The sequence below is a fragment of the Sphingobacterium sp. genome (assembly GCF_032065005.1).
In the GTDB taxonomy this organism is placed as follows: Bacteria; Bacteroidota; Bacteroidia; order Sphingobacteriales; family Sphingobacteriaceae; genus Sphingobacterium.
The window spans coordinates 12,327-32,589 of sequence record NZ_DAMBMM010000006.1 but is presented as its reverse complement, the minus strand read 5'-3'; the positions used below and the strand labels follow the sequence as shown (position 1 = coordinate 32,589).

Annotated in this window: 14 protein-coding genes; 4 read left to right on the top strand and 10 right to left on the bottom strand. The window is 40.7% G+C overall.

Features of this window, described 5'->3' with window-relative positions:
* Window positions 1–4: 4 nt before the first annotated feature.
* Window positions 5–592, top strand: a complete 588-nt coding sequence (gene hisIE / locus RT138_RS10985) for a bifunctional phosphoribosyl-AMP cyclohydrolase/phosphoribosyl-ATP diphosphatase HisIE (protein WP_313190720.1) — start codon at window positions 5–7, stop codon at window positions 590–592.
* Here hisIE and RT138_RS10980 read toward each other — a convergent pair.
* Window positions 586–909: a hypothetical protein gene (locus RT138_RS10980; RefSeq protein ID WP_313190719.1), complete on the bottom strand. Its 324-nt coding sequence runs from the start codon at window positions 907–909 to the stop codon at window positions 586–588. The two genes, hisIE and RT138_RS10980, sit on opposite strands and share 7 nt — an antisense overlap.
* A 103-nt stretch (window positions 910–1,012) precedes the next feature.
* Here RT138_RS10980 and RT138_RS10975 point away from each other — a divergent pair, with 103 nt between their 5' ends.
* Window positions 1,013–1,930: a WD40 repeat domain-containing protein gene (locus RT138_RS10975; RefSeq protein ID WP_313190718.1), complete on the top strand. Its 918-nt coding sequence runs from the start codon at window positions 1,013–1,015 to the stop codon at window positions 1,928–1,930.
* Here RT138_RS10975 and RT138_RS10970 read toward each other — a convergent pair.
* From RT138_RS10970 to dacB, 5 genes are all read right to left on the bottom strand, one after another.
* Window positions 1,902–2,735 (bottom strand): hypothetical protein, encoded by an 834-nt coding sequence (locus RT138_RS10970; protein WP_313190717.1) that lies wholly within the window; start codon window positions 2,733–2,735, stop codon window positions 1,902–1,904. The genes RT138_RS10975 and RT138_RS10970 overlap by 29 nt on opposite strands.
* A gap of 46 nt (window positions 2,736–2,781) precedes the next feature.
* Window positions 2,782–3,258, bottom strand: coding sequence for a GAF domain-containing protein (locus RT138_RS10965; RefSeq protein ID WP_313190716.1), 477 nt, complete (start codon window positions 3,256–3,258; stop codon window positions 2,782–2,784).
* 1,545 nt (window positions 3,259–4,803) lie between these two features.
* Window positions 4,804–5,388 (bottom strand): Holliday junction branch migration protein RuvA, encoded by a 585-nt coding sequence (ruvA, locus tag RT138_RS10960; RefSeq protein WP_185211333.1) that lies wholly within the window; start codon window positions 5,386–5,388, stop codon window positions 4,804–4,806.
* A 9-nt stretch (window positions 5,389–5,397) separates the two neighbouring features.
* Window positions 5,398–7,683, bottom strand: a complete 2,286-nt coding sequence (locus RT138_RS10955; protein WP_313190715.1) for an NADP-dependent malic enzyme — start codon at window positions 7,681–7,683, stop codon at window positions 5,398–5,400.
* Window positions 7,684–7,732: 49 nt separating this feature from the next.
* Window positions 7,733–9,172, bottom strand: coding sequence for a D-alanyl-D-alanine carboxypeptidase/D-alanyl-D-alanine-endopeptidase (gene dacB / locus RT138_RS10950; RefSeq protein ID WP_313190714.1), 1,440 nt, complete (start codon window positions 9,170–9,172; stop codon window positions 7,733–7,735).
* A gap of 128 nt (window positions 9,173–9,300) precedes the next feature.
* On the opposite strand from dacB, the gene RT138_RS10945 reads away from it, so the two are divergent.
* Window positions 9,301–11,076, top strand: a complete 1,776-nt coding sequence (locus RT138_RS10945) for an aminopeptidase P family protein (RefSeq protein ID WP_313190713.1) — start codon at window positions 9,301–9,303, stop codon at window positions 11,074–11,076.
* A gap of 630 nt (window positions 11,077–11,706) precedes the next feature.
* On the opposite strand, the gene RT138_RS10940 is transcribed toward RT138_RS10945, so the two are convergent.
* The gene (locus tag RT138_RS10940; RefSeq protein ID WP_313190712.1) at window positions 11,707–13,476 is read right to left on the bottom strand and encodes an alpha-L-fucosidase; all 1,770 of its coding nucleotides are present in this window, start codon (window positions 13,474–13,476) and stop codon (window positions 11,707–11,709) included.
* A 171-nt stretch (window positions 13,477–13,647) separates the two neighbouring features.
* On the opposite strand from RT138_RS10940, the gene RT138_RS10935 reads away from it, so the two are divergent.
* Window positions 13,648–16,032 carry a glycoside hydrolase family 3 N-terminal domain-containing protein gene (locus RT138_RS10935; RefSeq protein WP_313190711.1) on the top strand — a complete coding sequence of 795 codons (2,385 nt, stop codon included), beginning with the start codon at window positions 13,648–13,650 and terminating at the stop codon, window positions 16,030–16,032.
* Window positions 16,033–16,065: 33 nt separating this feature from the next.
* On the opposite strand, the gene RT138_RS10930 is transcribed toward RT138_RS10935, so the two are convergent.
* The 3 genes from RT138_RS10930 to RT138_RS10920 all read right to left on the bottom strand — a co-directional run bounded on the left by RT138_RS10930 (window position 16,066) and on the right by RT138_RS10920 (window position 20,261).
* Window positions 16,066–17,094 carry a sialidase family protein gene (locus RT138_RS10930; protein WP_313190710.1) on the bottom strand — a complete coding sequence of 343 codons (1,029 nt, stop codon included), beginning with the start codon at window positions 17,092–17,094 and terminating at the stop codon, window positions 16,066–16,068.
* Window positions 17,095–17,166: 72 nt separating this feature from the next.
* Window positions 17,167–18,597, bottom strand: coding sequence for an alpha-L-fucosidase (locus RT138_RS10925; protein ID WP_313190709.1), 1,431 nt, complete (start codon window positions 18,595–18,597; stop codon window positions 17,167–17,169).
* 74 nt (window positions 18,598–18,671) lie between these two features.
* Entirely contained in the window at window positions 18,672–20,261 is a 1,590-nt protein-coding gene (locus RT138_RS10920; RefSeq protein WP_313190708.1) for a SusD/RagB family nutrient-binding outer membrane lipoprotein, read from the bottom strand.
* Window positions 20,262–20,263: the final 2 nt, after the last annotated feature.

Sequence of the window (20,263 nt, the reverse complement as noted above, 5' to 3'; positions counted from 1 at the left end):
AAACATGAGTATTGATTTTAACAAAGGTGACGGACTTGTTCCAGTAATTATCCAAGACAATCAGACTTTGGAAGTTCTGATGCTTGGCTATATGAACGAAGAGGCTTGGAACAAAACCCAAGAAGAGAAAAAAGTCACTTTCTTTTCAAGGAGCAAAAATAGACTATGGACAAAGGGTGAAGAAAGCGGAAACTTTCTTCATGTTGTTAGTACTCATATCGATTGTGACCAGGATACCATTTTAATTAAAGCTGACCCTGTGGGTCCTACCTGTCATACAGGAAGCCGTAGTTGCTTTAATACGGAATTTAATCAGAACTTTCTATTGCAGTTGGAGCGCATTGTTCAGCATAGGATTGATTTTCCTAATGATGAATCCTATGTGAACCGCCTGCGTTCAAGAGGTATCAATAAGATAGCCCAAAAGGTGGGTGAGGAAGCTGTTGAAACGGTTATTGCAGCTCTTACGGAAACCGAAAAGGATTTTATCAATGAGACTTCAGATTTGATGTTCCATCTTATTGTTCTTTTAAAGGAGAAAGGCCTAAGCCTGGAAACCATCGCCAAGAATTTGGAAGGAAGACATCAATAGGAGAACAAGATATTTTTATTTGAGTGATCCTCAGCCTTTGGCTGGGGATTTTTTGTTTGGAGAATGGCGGTGAAGCCCAATCCCATCGCACAGGTCATCGGTATTCTTTCCATTTTTTCCGCCAAGGAATTGAGGTAGGTGCTAAAGGACTTCCTGCGGAAGGATGGTTGTTTGTATAAATTGGGAACCCCTGGAAGGGGTGACACCTTTCTAACGGGAGAATAATCTTGGTCCATCCTCCTATCCCCTCCATCCTGGTTCAACCCAGATCTTGGTTTATCCTCCCATCCCTTATCCTGAGCGACGTCGAAGGGCATCCTGGTTCAAATCTCCTCTTGAACGTAAGACTTATGTCAGCATTTGGGATAGCTGGTCGGGTTTCTTTTTATTTCTGTGCGATCAAGGGTATATTTGTATAACATGAATCTAGAAAAGTTTAATATCAACCTAAATGGGACCTTGTCTGGTCATCAAAATCCTGTATTTGCCTTGGCCCTTTCAAGTGTTGATCCGAATGTCCTATTTACAGGAGGCAACGATAAAGGGGTGGTAGAATGGGATTTAGAAAGCAATAGCTTTAAAAGGATCCTTTGCAAGGTTGGAAGCTCTGTTTATGCACTCTTGTCCATACCCGGAACTTCCTTGCTGGCGATTGGGATGAGATCCGGTCAGATATTGGTGGTAGATACACAGAACCAAAGTTTAAAGGCCAACCTTAAGGTGGAACAGGGCGCTGTATTCTCGATAAAAACCATTCTCGGTAAACAGGAAATGATTGCAATCGGGGAGGAAGGTTATGCTTATGTATGGAGCTTGGAGAATTTTGAGCTGCTTTATAGGTTCAAGGTTTCCAATACTACCGTTAGGGTAATTGAAGTGGATAAAAATAGTTCGACTGTTGCATTTGGTGATAAGAACGGTGAAATCCATTTATACCATGCCCACGATTTTCAGGAATTCAAGAAAAGGAAAGTACATGAGTTACCGGTAACCAGTTTACAATTTGACCCAGCTGGGAATTTGCTTTCTGGTGGAAGGGATGCGAAGTTATATAAACTGGACGCCAATCTGGATACGATTCAGGATATCGTTCCACATATGTTCACGGTGTATGGTATCAGCATGAATATGGAGGAGGATCTCATTGCTACGGTTAGCAGAGATAAGACCTTAAAAGTTTGGCGACTGGAAGATCTAGCATTGATCAAGAATATTTCGAGAGACCGTGGCTATGACAGCCATTATCTATCCATCAATAACATACTCTGGGATCAAGATCGGATCTTTACCGTAAGTGATGACAAGACCATTAAGTTATGGAAGGTGGTTCCTGAATAGCGACAGTAAGTGATTTCCTTCTGACCGTACACCTGTAATAGTTGAATGCGGTAAAGATTAACCCCAAAATCATAGAGATAATCAAGAAAGGCAGGATGTCATATTGGGTAGGGAGAGGGTCCTGTTTGTTTTCTACATATGCCCCATAGCTACCCCAAGCCAATACTGCTGAGACTGAAGGTAAATAATTGTAGTAAGAGTATGCTAACATGCAGGCACAGATGATTGCCAATGCACCCAGGTTCAGATAGAAGTAAAAAGCATCCCCTAAGGTAAGGCTCAGTTTTGAAAGGATAACTGCAAAATTAAAGCCTATCACGAACATTAACCAGCCGGTATACACGCCAAATCCTAAACGGATAAAATATCGGGTAAAGGAATTGGTAGTCAGCTTTTGGATTTGGATCCGCTTGTTGATTACCATTACTGAAACGAGACAGATTATGGAATACATTAAGGACCAATAGAAATAATCATTGTGTTTCAAGGTCATGCTCAGACCGAGGGCCATCTGGTTCAAAATCAACAGGTAGTCGATTTTTTTAACTTTCCGGACTACATTTTCATTCAAGCTGTTTTTTTGCGTCCCTACATACATCATGTAAGCAGCCAACACCATATTGAAAGCGATAAATGTCCAGATTTTATAGCTGAACTTTGCTGGCGTCAAGTAAGATGGATAGAAGGCAATGGTATCAGTAAATGAAAAGCTGAATAAGAAGCCATTCTCTAGGCATGCGATCCATAGAAAATTGAGGGCTACCATCACTAAATTCAAAAATGATAATGTCTTTGGTGCTGCCATGCTTGGTTAATAGTTAATGTGTTTGGCAGGACAAATATAAAGATTTTTACTGAGAATTAAGAAGTTCTAAGATGGTATTTAGATACTGCTTATCGATTAAGTCAAACGAATTTAATTCTTTGCTGTCGACATCTAGTATGGCAATGCATTTTTTGTTTTGAAAGAGAGGAACAACTATTTCAGATTTCGATAAAGATGAGCAGGCAATATGTCCCGGGAATTCATCGACATTGGGAACTATGACGGTTTCTTCTTTTGCCCAAGCTGTCCCACAAACACCTCTGTTATAAGCGATTCTTGTACAGGCTACTGGTCCTTGGAAAGGACCGAGGACCAATTCGTTTCCTTCAACAAGATAGAAACCTACCCAAAAGAAATTGAACTGTTCCTTTAATGCTGCGCTGATATTTGCCAGATTAGCAATAAAATTAGTTTCTCCCTGCAGAAGCCCTTTGATCTGTGGGATCAAGGATTGATATTGTTGTTCTTTACTTCCGCTTGCTATGTGTAAATCTTCTGCCATGGTTTGGATCCTTTTTGTGATGCAAATATACGGAATTGTTGGGTGATATGGTTTTGAACCAGGATGACCTTCGACGCCGCTCGGGGTACGGGATGAGAGGATAGACCAAGAACATTCAATATTGTTCGCTTGCTTTGTATATCGTGTCGTAGGGATATATTGCATACAACCGACAAATAAAGTCCTTAATAATTTGTGTAAGCCTGAAGGCTCTCATGGACACTAATCCTCTTCGTTACTTTTGAAGCGCAAAAGTAACCATACCGACGAAGGAGCTCACGGATACCAGAAACAACTCGAATCCGTAAACGCTTCGGCTCATTTAAGATGGCTTTTCGCACGGTCATCTGCACATGAAAAGAATGCCTTGTTGTCGGGAATATCTTTCAAAAGATCATCCCATCAAAAGGGATGATCTTTTGAAAGCATTCCAAGGCCAATCCCATCGCACGGGGCAACGGCATTCTTTCCATTTTTCCGCCATTGGAAATGAGCCGGATGCTAAAGGGCTTCCTTCGGAAGGATAATGTTTGTTAATGGTGAGAACCCCCAGAGGGGGTGGAATCTTTGTAGAGACTGGATGTTTGAAATGGCGAACCCACAGCGTGGGTGAAATATTTTTCTATACCCTTTCTGTGTCACCCTGAGGGCAGCCCCGAAGGGTCTCGGAACCATCCATACTTCATTTGAAACAGTTTCCTCATCTTACGATTCGCAATGTCCAACATCCTCATAAAATAACAACAATAGATTCTTCGCTCCACTCTGAATCCCTCTTCAGCGCATTTTTATTCTGAACGATCAGTGAGGAATCTGTACGGTTCTCCTCCCACAGACCCTGTCATCCTTGACCGACGGTCAAGGAACTGTACGCCAATGCGATCATAAACAAAATTGGGTATGTAAAAATCCGAGACCCTCCCTTCGTATCAATGACAAGTTTGATAGAACTGTGTTTCTAGCCTTTCAGTCCCATATTTATTTATCAAAAAAATATTTCTAGCCGCCATACATCCCCAACGGGGATGAATTATTTTAGCATGGATGGTAAACAATATAGGGCTAATGCAAAAACGATGTTCGACTAATCGAACATCGTTTTTGCGCGACTTTCAGGCTAAGGTGCCATGTCTGCTAAAATAATGGAACCCCAAAAGGGGTTATATCTCTAAAATTAAAAAAAACAATTTTTTGCCTTCCACTATACTGTCATCACCTTCCGATAAATTTAGTTTGAATTTTAAACCCTCACGATGAAAGCGATCCTAAAAAATAAAAAAACAGATTCTTCGTTTCACTCTGAATCCCTCTTTAGCATATTTTGATTCTGTACGGTTCTCCTCCAACAAGTCCTGTCATGCTGTACCGAAGGTACAGGAACTGTACACCAATACAATCTTGAAAGATTTCATAATTGGGCTTTTGATATTTCCGAGGCCTACTCTCGATCATGATGGCATAAAATTCTAAATCAACAACCATCAAAAAAGAGGTTATCTTCTTCAGATAACCTCTTAATCATGTTTTTATAAAGATAATTAACCCTTACAGGCGTTTTAAGGCTGCTTTGATCAATTGCTCTACAGAAAGGTCAGGCTCGGCGGTATAAATGGCCTGAAGGGCTTTTTCCGCTTGAGCTTTTGGGAAACCTAACATGACCAATGCCGTCAATGCTTCTTCGGCTGAAGAAGGTTTGCTGACGATCAATGGAATCAATGCATCTGGACCTTGCTTTTTAAGTTTATCTTGAAGTTCAAGAATCACGCGTTGAGCTGTTTTTGGACCAATCCCTTTGATTTTCTGGATGACATTGACCTGTCCATTGACGATAGCCTGTTGGATTTCCTCAGGAGTAATCGAAGAAAGCATCATTCTACCGGTATTGGGACCGATTCCAGACACAGAGATCAAATGGTGAAAGAGATGTCTTTCTGCTTCTGTAGCAAAGCCAAACAGCGTTTGGGAGTCTTCGCGCACCTGAAAGGAAGCAAAAAGTTTGCATTCTTCTTGATCTTTGATCTGGCTGTAGGTAGTCAATGAAATATGCAAGTAATAGCCAATTCCACCCACCTCCAAAACGACATGGGTTGGAGCTTTAAAAACTAACTTACCTTTAAAATATTCGTACATAAGCTATGCTTACTGATTTTTTGATTCTTTTTCGTGTTCAATTGCATCCACTACTGCAATGGTAACCATGTTCACAATTTCACGAACCGAACTATCCAATTGCAATACGTGGATAGGTTTGTTCATTCCTAATAGAACTGGTCCGACAGCCTCTGCATTTCCAACTTCCTGTAGCAATTTATAAGCAATGTTACCAGATTCCAGATTAGGGAATACCAAGGTATTTGCTGGCTCACCATTTAAAGTCGAGAATGGGAAGTTATCTGCCAATAGGTTTTTGTTCAATGCAAAGTTTGCTTGAATTTCACCATCTGCAACAATTTCCGGATGTTCTTTATGCAAGATGCTTACAGCCTCCCTTACTTTATCGGAAATATCTCCAATATTTGAACCGAAGTTAGAGTAAGACAACATCGCTAAACGAGGTTTAACGTTGAATCTTTTAACTGCTGAATCCAATAATACCCCAATGTCAGCAAGTTCGCGCGCACTTGGGTTCGAGTTTACAGTGGTATCACCAAAGAATAAAGGACCTTGGCTTGTCAACATAATGTACATACCAGCGACCCTGCTTCCTGGTTTTGCTCCGATTACTTGTAATGCAGGGCGGATTGTTGAAGCATAGTTGCGTGTCAAACCGGAAATTAGGGTATCTGCATCGCCAAATTCAACCATACTTGCTGCAAAGTAGTTACGGTTGGTCATTAACTTGCGAGAGTCTAATTTATTAACACCTCTGCGTTGTCTTTTTTGGTATAAGTGTTCTGCGTATCTTTCAAATCTTTCGGATTTGATCTCAGCTTGAGGATCGATGATCTCTACACCATCCAGTTCAAAACCATATTCATGGATCAAATTGTTGATTTTTTCTTGGTTACCCAAAAGGATTGGGAAAGCAATACCTTCTTCTTTAACAATCTGTGCAGCACGAAGGGTTTTATAATTATCGGCTTCAGCAAATACAACACGTTTAGGGTTGGATTTTGCTTTGGCGGTAATGGTACGGATCAAACGTTCATCTTTACCCAATCTCTTGCGTAATTCATCGCGGTATGCATCCCAATCTTCGATTACCTTACGCGCCACACCAGATTCAATAGCAGCTTTTGCAACCGCTACGGAAACTTCCGTGATCAAGCGTGGATCTGTAGGTTTAGGGATTACATAATCGATTCCAAAACGGATGTTGTTGGCATTGTAAGCAATGTTCACTTCTTCAGGAACAGGTTGTTTTGCTAATTCAGCAATTGCCTTAACAGCAGCAATTTTCATGGCTTCGTTGATGGCTGTAGCTCTTACATCTAGTGCACCACGGAAAATGTAAGGGAAACCAAGAACGTTGTTTACTTGGTTAGGGAAGTCAGAGCGTCCAGTACCCATGATGATATCATCGCGAGTTTCAAGAGCAAGCTCATAGGCGATTTCAGGGTTAGGGTTTGCCATCGCCAATACGATTGGTTTTGGAGCCATGCTTTTCAACATTTCCGGCGTCAAAACATCTGCAGCAGAAAGACCGATGAAAACATCAGCATCTTTAACAGCATCAGCTAAGGTATGGATATCGCGGTCAGTTGCCCATTCAGCTTTTGTAGGGTCTAATACCTCACGGTCCTTACGGATAACTCCTTTACTATCGCACATCACGATGTTGTTTTTATTAGCGCCTACAGCCACGTACATTGCCGTACACGAAATTGCTGCAGCACCTGCGCCATTCACCACGATTTTTAGGTCGGCGATATTTTTATCTTGTAATTCAGAAGCATTGATCAGAGCAGCCCCAGAAATAATTGCGGTACCATGTTGGTCATCGTGCATTACCGGGATGTTCATTTCTGCTTTTAAGCGGCGTTCAATTTCAAAACACTCAGGTGCTTTGATATCTTCTAGGTTCACACCACCGAAAGTAGGTTCCAAAGCTTTAACGATATTGACAAATTCATCAACGTTCTTGGTGTCTAACTCGATGTCAAATACATCGATATCGGCAAAGATCTTGAAAAGTAATCCTTTACCTTCCATAACGGGTTTACCAGCTTGGGCACCAATGTCACCAAGGCCTAATACGGCAGTACCATTACTGATTACGGCTACCAAGTTTCCCTTGGCAGTATATTTATAAGCGTCTTCGCTGTTTTCTGCAATTGCCAGACAAGGCTCGGCTACACCTGGGGAATAGGCTAAAGATAAGTCTCTTTGTGAACTGTGTGGTTTTGTAGGAACCACTGCTATTTTACCCGGACGCCCCATAGCATGGTAGTTTAAAGCGTCTTTCTTTCTGTTGATGTTACTCATTACAATTTTGGTTTATACTAATATTTCATGATTATCACCTAGTAATAATCTACTTTAATACATCTAATAATTTAAACATACGTTGGCGCATCTGTCCAGCAGGGCCTTGGTAGTTGTTGACAAGCAATGCGAAGGTATATTCTTGTCCATCGCTTGATTTTTGGTAGCCTGTGTAACCTAATACACCGCCAATAGTACCACTTTTCATGGTCGTATTGTTAATTGTTGGCAAAGATTTTAAAAACTCATCATACCAAGGTCTCCCTTTAGCATATTGCATGATTTTGCTCATCGCCAAAGTCGTCACTCTATTTTGAGGCGATAAGCCAGAACCATCGAAGGTATTGATGGCACTTGGGTCGATCGATAATTTATTCTGCCAATATTTAGAGACTAGGGTTGCTGATTTTTCTGTGTTGTATTCCATTGCGGAAACCACACCGATCAATTTTAACAGCGACTCTCCATATAGATTGATGCTTTTTTGGTTGAACCAATGCACAATTTCACCTAATCTAGGCGATTTGACCAGAAGGATTGAATTTCTTTTTGCATCCAAGATACTTGAAGAGTCCATATCCGTTAATCTTTTTGCAGTAGTTACCTTATTTAAGGAGTCTGTAACAAAGATGGAATCCCTACCTAAGGCATCAGAAAGCGAATATGCTAGGTCAAGAGCAGGGTCAGGAACTGAGATTTCAATGGTTTTTTTGAGATTAGCACCATAGGTACCTCTTAAGTACACTTGAGTGGAATAGGGCGCTGAATAAGCATATACATTATCACCAGAACCATTGGCTCCTGTTTTTACTTCATTGATTAAATGGTAGAATGGAGCTTTTTCTACAGGCTGTAATGTTGCTGGTTTTCCTGCTGCACCCGGTGTAAAGTTGATTCCCAGTTTGTTTTCTTTCCAATTTAGAGCAGAGAATCCTGCCCCATAATAATTTCCGATATCGGTCCACATCCAAGTTCCCGGAACATCGTAGCCGTTGAAGAAAATATCATCAGCAATGATTTTACCATTGATTTTTTTGATGCCGAGGTTTTTGATGGCTTCAGACCATTTTGCCAATAGAACTTCCGGTTTTGTATCTGGGTATCTATCACTTCCAAGGGTAGGGTCGCCCTTACCTTCAATAATGATATCGCCATTTAAGGTGCCTAAAGAGTCAATCTGACCGGTGTAGAAAAGTTCAGTATTATAGGTGAAATCAGCCCCTAACAGGTCTAGTGCTGTAATGGACGTGATTACTTTCAAGGTTGATGCGGTAGGCATTCCGATCTGGTTATTGCTGTCGAATACAATTTCACCAGTTTTAGAGTTTATGACCGTCAAGGAAGCCATGCCATTTTTTAGAGACGGGTTCTTGCTAAAAGCATCAAATGCCGTTTGGACTTTTGCCTTTACTCCTTGGGCTTGTACTGTTTGCGTGTTTAGGACGCTGATAACAGCAAGGAAATAAAAAAATGAAAAAAATCTTCTCATAGGTAGCAAATATCGTAATCTACTGCACAAGTAGTACATTTAAATTGTAAAATTTCAAATGTATGATGAAGTAAATGTATTAATTGTGAGAGTTTTTATAACTTGCGGGGATTATTAAAAATTACATAATGAAATACATCGATAAGTTAGCTTCCATCCGTAAAGAGATGAAAGAAAAGGGTGTAGATGCCTATATAATTCCCTCCTCCGATCCACATATTAGCGAATACCTTCCGGAAAGATACAAATGCATAGCATGGACCTCGGGTTTTACCGGTTCCGCTGGGACATTGGCCATCACGCAAGATTTTGCGGGTTTATGGACAGATTCTCGTTATTTTGTTCAAGCAAATGAGCAATTGGCGGGTACCGGCTTTGAATTAGTGAAGTTACAGGTTCAAGGTAAAGCAGAATATGCGACCTGGCTTTCCAAGACATTGAAAAAAGGCGATACGGTAGCTTTCGATGGTAATTTAGCTTCTGTTGCGGTTGCACAAGCCGTAGCGTCTGAACTGAATCCCTTAGGCATCCATGTGAATGGTCATCTAGATCTTTTGGAACCTATTTGGGAAGGTAGACCTGAACTGCCCACTGAAAAAGCATTTCTGCTGGATGTAAGTACGACTGGACAGTCTACAAAAGACAAAATTGCAAGCATAAAATCAAAACTTAAAGATAAAAGGGCCGACCTTCATTTCGTTTCTTCATTGGATGATTTGGCATGGATCCTTAATATCCGTGGGAATGATGTTCATTGCAATCCGGTTGTATTGGGCTTTTTGCTGATTGAAGAGGATAAAAACACCTTGTTTATTGGTTCAGGGAAATTATCTCCTGCTGATATTTCTTCTTTAAAGGATTCTGGAGTAGAAGTCGCTGACTATCAGGAAGCATTTGAGACTGTAAAACAGTTGAAAGGCGAACGTATATTATTAGACCCTAAGCGTACTTGTTTTGCCATTTATGATTCTGTTCCAGAAAACATCGAAATTTTGGAAGACATGAATCCTTCAACGTCATTGAAGGCTATTAAAAACAAGGTAGAGGTAGATCATACCCGAAATGCCATGATAAAGGATGGGGTTGCATTGACCAAATTTTTTAAATGGATTGAGGAAAATGTAGCATCGGGAGAACTCTCAGAAATTTCTATTGCTGAAAAATTGCAAGGACTACGTGCTGCCTCCGCGGGTTTTGTGGATATTTCATTTGATACCATTGCTGGTTATAAAGCCCATGGTGCTTTACCGCATTATAAAGCGACAGAATCCAGTAATTCGGTTTTGAAACCTGAAGGTTTGTTGTTAGTGGATTCAGGTGGTCAATACCTAGATGGTACGACTGATATTACCAGGGTAATTTCATTAGGACAGATACAACCTGAGGAGAAAACCGATTATACCATTGTGCTAAAAGGAACTATTGAGGGTTCTCAGGCTGTATTTCCTGTTGGAACTAAGGGATATTCCATTGATGCCATTACCAGAAGGCCTATCTGGGAAACCTTACGCAATTATGGACATGGTACTGGACATGGGGTAGGATTTTTCTTGAACGTTCATGAAGGACCACAGGTTTTCAATATGGCGGCAATCGATATTCCGGTTGAGGAAGGCATGATTACTTCCATTGAACCAGGTTTATATCGAGAAGGTCATTATGGAATCCGTATTGAGAATTTAGTGCTTTCGAAGAAAGTGGAGAGTAATCAATTTGGTGATTTTATGGGTTTTGAGACTTTAACGGTGTGTTATATCGATACTGCGTTGGTTGAAAAAACCCTATTGGACCAAAAGCATATCGATTGGTTGAACCAATATAATGGTTGGGTCTATGAACAATTGTCCCCTAAATTGGATGATGCTGAAAAAGCGTGGTTGAAAGAGAAAACAAAAGCGATTTAGTTTTTGCATTTAATAAACAAGAAAAGGCTGCCCAATTGGGTAGCCTTTTCTTGTTTATAAGGATTCGCAATTAAAAATAGAAGCCTAGAGGGGTTCTATTTTTCTTGCAAACATGGGTAGTTAGTTTGGAGGTAGCATCAAAACTTACAGATTTATTCAAAGAATAGCCAAGAAAAGTATAGGCTTACAGTTCCTGTACCTTCGGTACAGCATGACAGGACCTGTCTGAGGAGAACCGTAAAGATTCCTCACTCGTCGTTCAGAATCAAAATATGCTAAAGAGGGATTCAGAGTGAAACGAAGAATCTATTTTTTTATTTTTTAGGATCGCTGTCATCGTGAGCACAGCGAACGAACTGTTTTCCTTCTTTAAAAAGATCTATTGAAAAATATTTCACCCCCACTGGGGGTTCGCCATTTCAGCCATCCAATTTCTACAAATATTTCACCCCCACCAGGGGTTTCTTTGGCAAAGTTCGATTAATTTTGAAACGGGCGTATTCGAAAAGAGCCTACGAAAATTGGACACCTTCCTAGCGGAATAATAATCTTGGACCATCCTCTCATCCCTTTAATCCTGGTTCAAAACCAAATCTTGGCATCATGGTTCAATCCCCCAATCCTTCCTTACTATTTCTTTTTGTCAATCCATATTCTATTAAAAAGAATAGGGTCTGATGCGGAGAATTCTAGGGTTAGTTCTATGGGTTTTGTGATGTTGATCTTTCCTACCGGGACATCCAAGAATTCTTCTACATACCAGTTTTGATTAGGTTCCACCGTTACTTTTCCATTGGGAGCTGCGGATACGGTGAAGGTGCTTTCGATATCCTTGATGCTGAGTTGGGTGGTTTTGCCTGAACCATTATGTAAAGAGGTTTCTATGCTGTATTCTCCGGCTTCTGGAAGATAAACTTTCCATTGCACTTTTTGGTTGGCCTTTAGTACAAGGTGGTCGGGTTTAGTGCCATCAAAGGCCTTGAACTCCAGTCCTTTTGAAAGATGATTCTTGGCATTTAATGAGAATCCGCCAAAGGTAGATTCAGCAACGACTTCTGTATTGAATTGAGGCTGATCCATTGTTACTTTTAGGACAGATACATAAGGGTCAGGTTGCTCTTCCGGTACATGGATATGGATGATAGGGCCCAACTGTTCAAATTTTACTGCTTGGCTTTTATTTCCGTTTAGCACCTCGATTTTGGTTGGTTTGCTCTGCAATCCGGTCACACGAAGGATTTTATCCAAAGGCCAATTATAGACGTGTAAATAAAGTTCTTTTGTTTTGTTGTTGATGGTCATTTTACCCCAGTCATGTTGGGAGAAGCGGATTGGCAGACCATTGTTATAATAAACAGCTTGTCCATACTTACTGAGCCATTGTCCCATGTCCATTAATCGCTGAACGCCTTCGTATGGCACAGAACCATCGGCACGGGGACCGATATTCAGGGTGTAAGAACCGTTCAAGCTAACATTGTTGATTAAAGATTGGAACAATTGATTGCTGGACTTCCATTCATTTTCCAGGGCATTGAATCCCCATGAATGAGCGATGGTACCAGGTGTTTCCCAAATATGGTCGGTATAAGCCGATCCGAATTGATTATCACCTAAAGTTTCAAAGTCTACATGTTCATTTTCAATCGGGAAACCTAATCTAGAATTGATTAAACACTGAGGTTGTAATTCATGGATGAGATTGGCGAGTTGATCAAGCTGTTCTTTTTTGATGATGCTCTGTTGGTAAGGAATCCACATATCAAACCACATCATAGCGATATCGCCATAATCAGTTAGCAATTCACGGATTTGAGGGATTACCTTTTGCTGCCAATACTGATTGTATTGAGCATCTGTAACTCGGCCTGTGACTTCTTGGTTATGGTTCCAAGCATAGGGATGTTGCCAGTCGATCCAGTGGGAATAGTAAAAACATAGTTTGATATTGTGTTTTTTACAGGCTTCTGCAATTTCTTTAATGACATCTCTATTCGTTCCGCTAAGTTTTGGGAGGGAATAATCACTGACTTTACTATCCCAAAGGGCTACACCATCATGATGTTTTGAGGTTATGACAATATACTTCATGCCGGCTTTTTTGGCTAGGAGTACCCATTCTTCCGGATTGATTTTATCCCAGTCAAATCTTTTTGCCAATTCACCATATTCTGCTTCGCCGATGCGGTTTCTGTATCGAATCCATTCCGCGTAATTATTGGGGTGTCTTAACCTTTCGCCCTTCCAAATCCCTTCGGTTGCACTGTAAAGGCCCCAATGAATAAACATGCCGAAACGGTCATCTTCCAACCATTGGGCTTTCTTGGTTTGGGAAAAGATATTGAGACTTGTCAATGTCAATAACAGGATCAGAAGGATATGCTTTGATGATGATGCCATGTTGGTTTTAATAAAATTGGGTCTATCCAAATATATGGAAAACTGAAAACATATTCTAATAGGGTTGGCAAGCAATAGATAGTTTATTTACCGCTAAAAGGATAAAATTGATTAAATTACCATGATTATAACAAGTAGATTTTAATCCCTAAACCCAAGCATAGCTAATAGATGAAAATTAAGATAAAAGGACTTTTGATATTTGGTTTGATGGCATTCTGTCAATCCAATTTACAAGCGCAGGAACTTCCCTATAAGAATAAGAATCTTCCCGTAGAGAAACGGGTGGAAGACCTTTTAGGCAGGATGACCCTTGAAGAGAAGGTCGGTCAACTGTCAAAGGTTTTGGGTTGGGAAATGTATGATAAACGTGCTGGAAAAATAGGCGTAAGTCAAAAGTTTAAAGAGACTGTCAAGAATCAACAAATAGGTTTAATGTGGGCTACGCTACGTGCCGACCCTTGGACCCAGAAGACTTTGTCGACTGGTTTAAAACCTGAAGAGGCTGCTAAGGCAACCAACGCCATTCAAAAGTTCATGTTAGATAGTACTCGTTTGGGCATACCATTGTTGCTTTCCGAGGAGACTCCACATGGGCATATGGCTATTGGAGCTACAACCTTCCCGACAGCGATCGGTCAGGCCAGTACCTGGAATCGGTTTTTGATCCAAAAAATGGCGGGGGTAATTGCTTCAGAAGCCTCCGCAGTTGGAGCCCATAATGGCTATGGTCCTGTATTGGATCTAGCTCGAGAACCAAGATGGTCAAGAACGGAAGAGTCTTACGGAGAAGATCCTTTTTTAGTGGGAAGGATGGGAGAAGCCATGGTCAGGGGCATGCAAGGAGAGGAACTTGGTCAAGCAGGAAAGGTGATTTCCACTTTAAAACATTTTGTAGCATATGGTGTCCCTGAAGGGGGGCATAATGGAGGTAGTGTTTCAGTGGGGGAGCGGGATTTGAGGATGAATTATCTATTCCCTTTTGAAAAAGCGGTTGGACAGGAAGCTTGGTCCGTAATGACGGCTTATAATTCCATAGATGGGATTCCATGTTCTTCAAATTCCTGGTTGTTGAATGAAGTTTTGAGAAAAGAATGGGGATTTAAAGGGTTTGTCGTGTCTGATCTATTGAGTATACAAGGATTGTCTGGAGGGCATAATACGGCTGCAAATCCAGCAGAAGGGGCATCGCAAGCCTTGAAAGCAGGATTGGATGTAGATTTAAGCGGTTCGGCTTATGGTAAGAATCTGTTGTTAGCTATCAAGGAAGGATTAGTGAGTGAAGATGAATTAAACCAAGCGGTTGGCAGAGTCTTAACTACGAAGTTTCGCTTAGGTCTGTTTGAAAATCCTTTTGTTTCAGAAAAGGAAGCAAAGAAGAAAGTTGCTAGTCCTGAAAATATAGAAGTTGCAAGACAAGTTGCACGAGAGTCGATTATATTACTAAAAAATGAGGGTGATCTTCTTCCTTTGAAAAAAGATCTCAAGCGAATTGCGGTGATTGGACCGAATGCAGATAATGTTTACAATCAATTAGGAGATTATACAGCCCCACAGGCAGATGGCAAGGTCAAGACCGTCTTGGCTGGGATTAAGGAGAAATTGGGCTCAGGAACTGAAGTTGAATATGTAAAAGGGGCTGCGATCCGTGATACGGGGCAGACCGATATCCCTGCTGCAGTTGCTGCTGCGAAACGTTCGGATGTTGTGGTCTTGGTTGTTGGAGGTTCAAGTGCTCGCGACTTTAAGACTTCCTATCAAGCAACGGGCGCTGCAGAGGTGGAAAGTAGCAAAAAAGGGATTTCTGATATGGAAAGTGGAGAGGGGTTTGATCGTGCTTCCTTGGATATGATGGGCGATCAATTGGAATTAATGCAGGCCATTCAAGCAACTGGAAAGCCAGTTGTATTGGTGGTTATTAAAGGAAGGCCATTAAACCTGAATTGGGCGGATGAACATATTCCTGCCATTCTTGATGCCTGGTATCCAGGGCAAGAAGGAGGGACTGCAATCGCGGATGTGCTGTTTGGGGATTATAATCCAGCAGGTCGACTTCCTATATCCGTTCCAAGGTCTATTGGGCAGTTGCCGGTATATTACAATCATCAAAAGCCCAAACATCATCCTTACATTGATGAAGAGTCTACTCCATTATATAGCTTTGGATACGGGTTGAGTTATACTGATTTTGAATACAAGAATTTGGAGATGGGGATATTAGAAGGGGATGAGGATGTAGTTGTGGAAGTTTCCTTCGATTTGGTCAATACAGGAAATTTTGATGGTGAGGAAGTGCCACAGCTATATCTAATCGATGAGGTCAGCTCCGCTGTTTCAGCAGTTAAACAATTACGTGGATTTGATCGGGTTCCTTTGTTGAAGGGAGAAACGCGAAAAGTTAGTTTTACCCTTGATCAAAATGATTTGAAGTTATGGACAGCAAGCAAAGATTGGCAAGTCGAAAAAGGAAAGTTCAAGGTATTGATAGGTCCAGCATCCGATAATATTAAGCTGAATGGGGAATTTGAGGTTATGGACAGTAAAAAATTGAAATAAGAAAAAGGCCAGAATTCATTCTGGCCTTCTGTTTTATTTTGGGTCTAAAACCACATGTTTTACATTGACTCTATTGTAGGTGTAAGTTATATGAATTTTGCCTTTGGAATCTTGGAAGATGGTCGGGTAGCTGAATTCACCTTTATCATGATTTTCTAATTCCATGAACTTTTTCCAGTCCAGTCCATCATTGGAAAAGGCAATATTTAATTTCGCTCTTCCTTCCCACCATTCTTTTCCGGGAATGTCAGGATTGTAAACAATCCAATATTGGTTGTTTACCGGTATGGCATCAGTTCCAGAATTGGGGTTGATCAGATTTGTTTTTTCAAGGTCTGACCAAGTTTTGCCATTATCGGTAGACCAAGATGAAATGACCGAACCCTCTCTGCTGCGGCATAAAACCTGTAACTTATTGTTTGGGTGTTGTAGAACGCTTGGTTGAATGACATTCAAGGTTGATTCATGGTTGATTGGGTATTTTTTCCATGTTTTCATATTCTTGTCTGCAATTTCAACTTGGGCAAGCCAACGGGTTTCACTTAATTCTTCACTGGATGGAGAAACAACGGTACCATTAGAAAGCTGTTTAGGTTTATTTTTGATTGGGCCTAAAATTCCATCAGGTAGTTTTTCTGCCTTTGACCAAGTTTTTCCATTGTCTTTTGAGGTTTTGACCATTCCCCACCATTCCCTTGGATTGGGGCCCACTTTATAAAAAAGATAGATGGTTTGATCGTTGTTTTTTCGGAAAAGCACGGGGTTCCAACATGGATAGGTTTTATCAGCGACTCCATCGGCCCAAATTGTTGGTTCGGACCATTTCTCTCCATCATATATAGCGCCCCAAATCTTAACATCTTGGTTGCCCTCATGAGTTCCTGCAAACCAACTGGCCAGTAAGGTTCCGTCTTTTGCCTCCTCAATGGTTGAAGCATGACATTGATCGAAATATTTGCCTTGTTCAAAAAGAAACTCCGATTTCAATATTTCAGGTTGAGGAGATTGCGCGAAAAGATTTAAGTTAAAAAGAAGAAGGATGATTATATAGGAGGTTTTCATACGCGTTGTTTTCAATTTAGATTACAATTTCTTATCCGGTATTTAAGATAAGAAATTGTAATCAGATAGTGGTTATCTTAAGCTGACTTGAATGGCTGTTGCATAATCCAGGTTCTTGGCTGAATTCTGTACAGTGAGTATGTTTTCCTTTAAAGTCCATTTTGCTTTTTCATGATGGCCTAGGATTTTCACTGCCTTAATTTTACTGTTGGCAGGGATTTGGAATGAAAAGGAGGTTGGAGCACTGTATTTTTCACCTTCGGACAAGTGAAATACGTTGATAGTCTTATTGTCTTTGCTACGGGTGTAGTAATATTCATTTTCATGGTATGGAGCAACACTTCTCGTAGCGTAAATTGCAGACTCATTGATCTGCACCCATTTTGCCAATTCCTTAAGGCGATCGTATGCAGCTTGGTCAAAGTCTCCATTTGGTCCAGGAGCAATGTTCATCAGGTAGTTGCCACCTCGAGAAATAATCTTGACTAAGGTTTCTACAATCTTTTTTGTAGGCTTATATTGGTCATTAGGCACATAAGAGAAGGAATTTCCCATGGTTATACAGCTTTCCCAAGGAATATCTAACGGATGTTCAGGAATAGCCTGCTCCGGTGTCACGTAATTTTCCCATTTTCCGGGAACAGTACGGTCTACTACAATGATTCCAGGTTGATTTTTTCTTGCCATTCCACCGATACGGTCCATATCAATATCCTGTTCGACCTTGATGCCTTGTTGCCAATCCACGGATTGGTCAATGGTACTGAAGGGTCTGACCCAGCCCCCATCAAGCCATAGGATGTCAACTTTTCCATATTCGGAGGTCAGTTCATTGATCTGGTTGTAGGTGTAGTTTTTGAAATTGTTCCAGCGTTCTGGATATTTAGTAGGATCGTAATTTACATTTCTGTCTTTTGGTGGGAAATAGGGCCACCAATAGTGTTCTGTGTGCCAATCCGGTTTGGAGAAATAGGCTCCTATTTTGAACCCTTCATTTCGGAAGGAATTGAAAATTTCCTTGGTGACGTTGGCCTTTGGGTTACTAGAGAAAGGGGTGTTCTTGGAAGTGATTTTATAATCAGACTCTTTGGTGTCAAACATGGCGAAGCCATCGTGGTGTTTGGTCGTAAATACGACATATTTCATTCCGGCAGCTTTTGCTGCATCGGCCCATTTTTCGGGATTGAAATCTATTGGGTTAAAAGACTTCTGTAGGTTTTCGTAATTTTTTACATATTCAAAATAGGTTTTTCCGTGTTCGGGTTTGCGTTGGGTCCAGCCTTCATCTTCAGGGCAAATACTCCAACTTTCCACGATTCCCCATTGGCTGTAGGTTCCCCAGTGCATAAAAAGCCCAAACTTCATGTCCTGCCACTGCTCCAGGTTCTGGATGACCTGTTGATCAGTAGGTTTTTGATAACCCGCGGAGACGTTGTGCGCTTGGCCAAAAGAAAGGGATGAAGCAAGGAGGAAAGCTGCGGTAAATAATGTTGATCTCTTCATTGGTATAAAGTTTAGGGGGTTGATAAAAGAAAAGCCACGCGAAGTGGCTTTTCAAATAATAATTAGTTTGGGCATTAATTTACATCCCAGAATAATTTTGTATTTACGTTATCTTGATCTTTGATAGCGTTGTAGTTTTCTTGATTGTACGTAATTTCATCTTGAACCATATTCCATTTTACAGGAACTGTTTTTTGGAAATCCGAAGTTTCAACACGGAAAGCAAAAGTTGGGTAGTTTAATCTTCTCACCTCCGACCAGTTTTCTACGGATTGGATAATGTTGAAGTGTAACCATTTTTGCATAGCGATCAATTGGAGATTGTTTGTTCCCCATCCGATTTTATTGATATAAGCTGTTGTTTGAGCCGCAGTTGGAGCAGTAGGTTTTGCTACGGTTCCATCATTACTGATATTTCTCAAGGAAACCTGGAGTTCAATGGATTCTTTGATAGCTTTTTCAAAACTAGCTTTTGCTGCTGTCGCGTTTCCACTGTTCAATTGATTTTCTGCTTTCAAGAAATCAACTTCTGAAGCCGTGATCAAGATACCAGGGAAGTTCTGGTTGCGAGAATAAGTAGATCTGTTATAGATGGCAATCTTACTCGGGTTAGCAGGTGTTCCAGCAATCTGTGAAGATTGAACAGCGCTTGTAAGGGATTGATCTAGACCGATGAAAGCTCCATTGGCACCAGCTCCTGGTTCAAACATAAATGGAAGTCTTGGATCGGCATTGTTTAGCATGTGGTCAATCATTACTTTTCCAGCAATATTGTTGTTCCAGCTTTCGATTGCATCCCTAAATCCTCTTGCATTCACATCAGAAGCGTTATTGAAGATATCAATTTGGATATTATCTGCATTTGATGCCAAGACAGGGAATTTTGTTGGATTACCTAAGATCTCATTGATCTCTTGGGTAGCTCTAGCAGAAAACTGAGAAGCTTTTCCAACGCGGGTCAGCATACGTAATCTTAAAGAGTTACAGTATTTTTTCCACAAGTCTACATTTCCAGAGTTAACCAGATCTTGAGTCTTGAAAGAACTAACTACAGCTGCTGGAAGCGTATAATTGCTCAACTCATTACTGATAGATTTTAAATCGTCTAACATAGCTGTATAGATATCAGCAGCCTTGTCAAATTTTGAGTAAGAGATGGTATAATCACCACCATTTGTACTTAACATACCAGCTTGAGACCATGGAATATCGCCATGTAAATCCACTTGTTGTTGTGTTAGGTCATAGAAAAAGACCTTTGCCGTCAATAAGAAGATTTTCTTCATTGCCTTTTCATCTTCAGGGCTAGCGTTATACACTTTTTCAAATTCCCTGAATTGAGCTAATCCTCTATAGTATCTTTCCCAACGATCGTTAATTGCGGCCATACCTGGCGTTAATTGATCAGTGGTGTTTGCCCAGCCAATCGTCTGTAGATAACGGTGGATGGTTGGAGAAAGGGTTACAAAGTAATTTCTATAGGTAGGAACGACTAATTCTATATAGCCATATTGTACACCTGTATATTGTTTTTCGATGGTTGAACTCGTTACTTTAGAAGGGTTCCGATATTCAGCATCAAAGGACTCTTTTTTACAAGAGGTTATCGTTGCTAGTGATGCAGCCATTAATCCCGCGATCACCAATAATTTGTTTGTTTTCATAA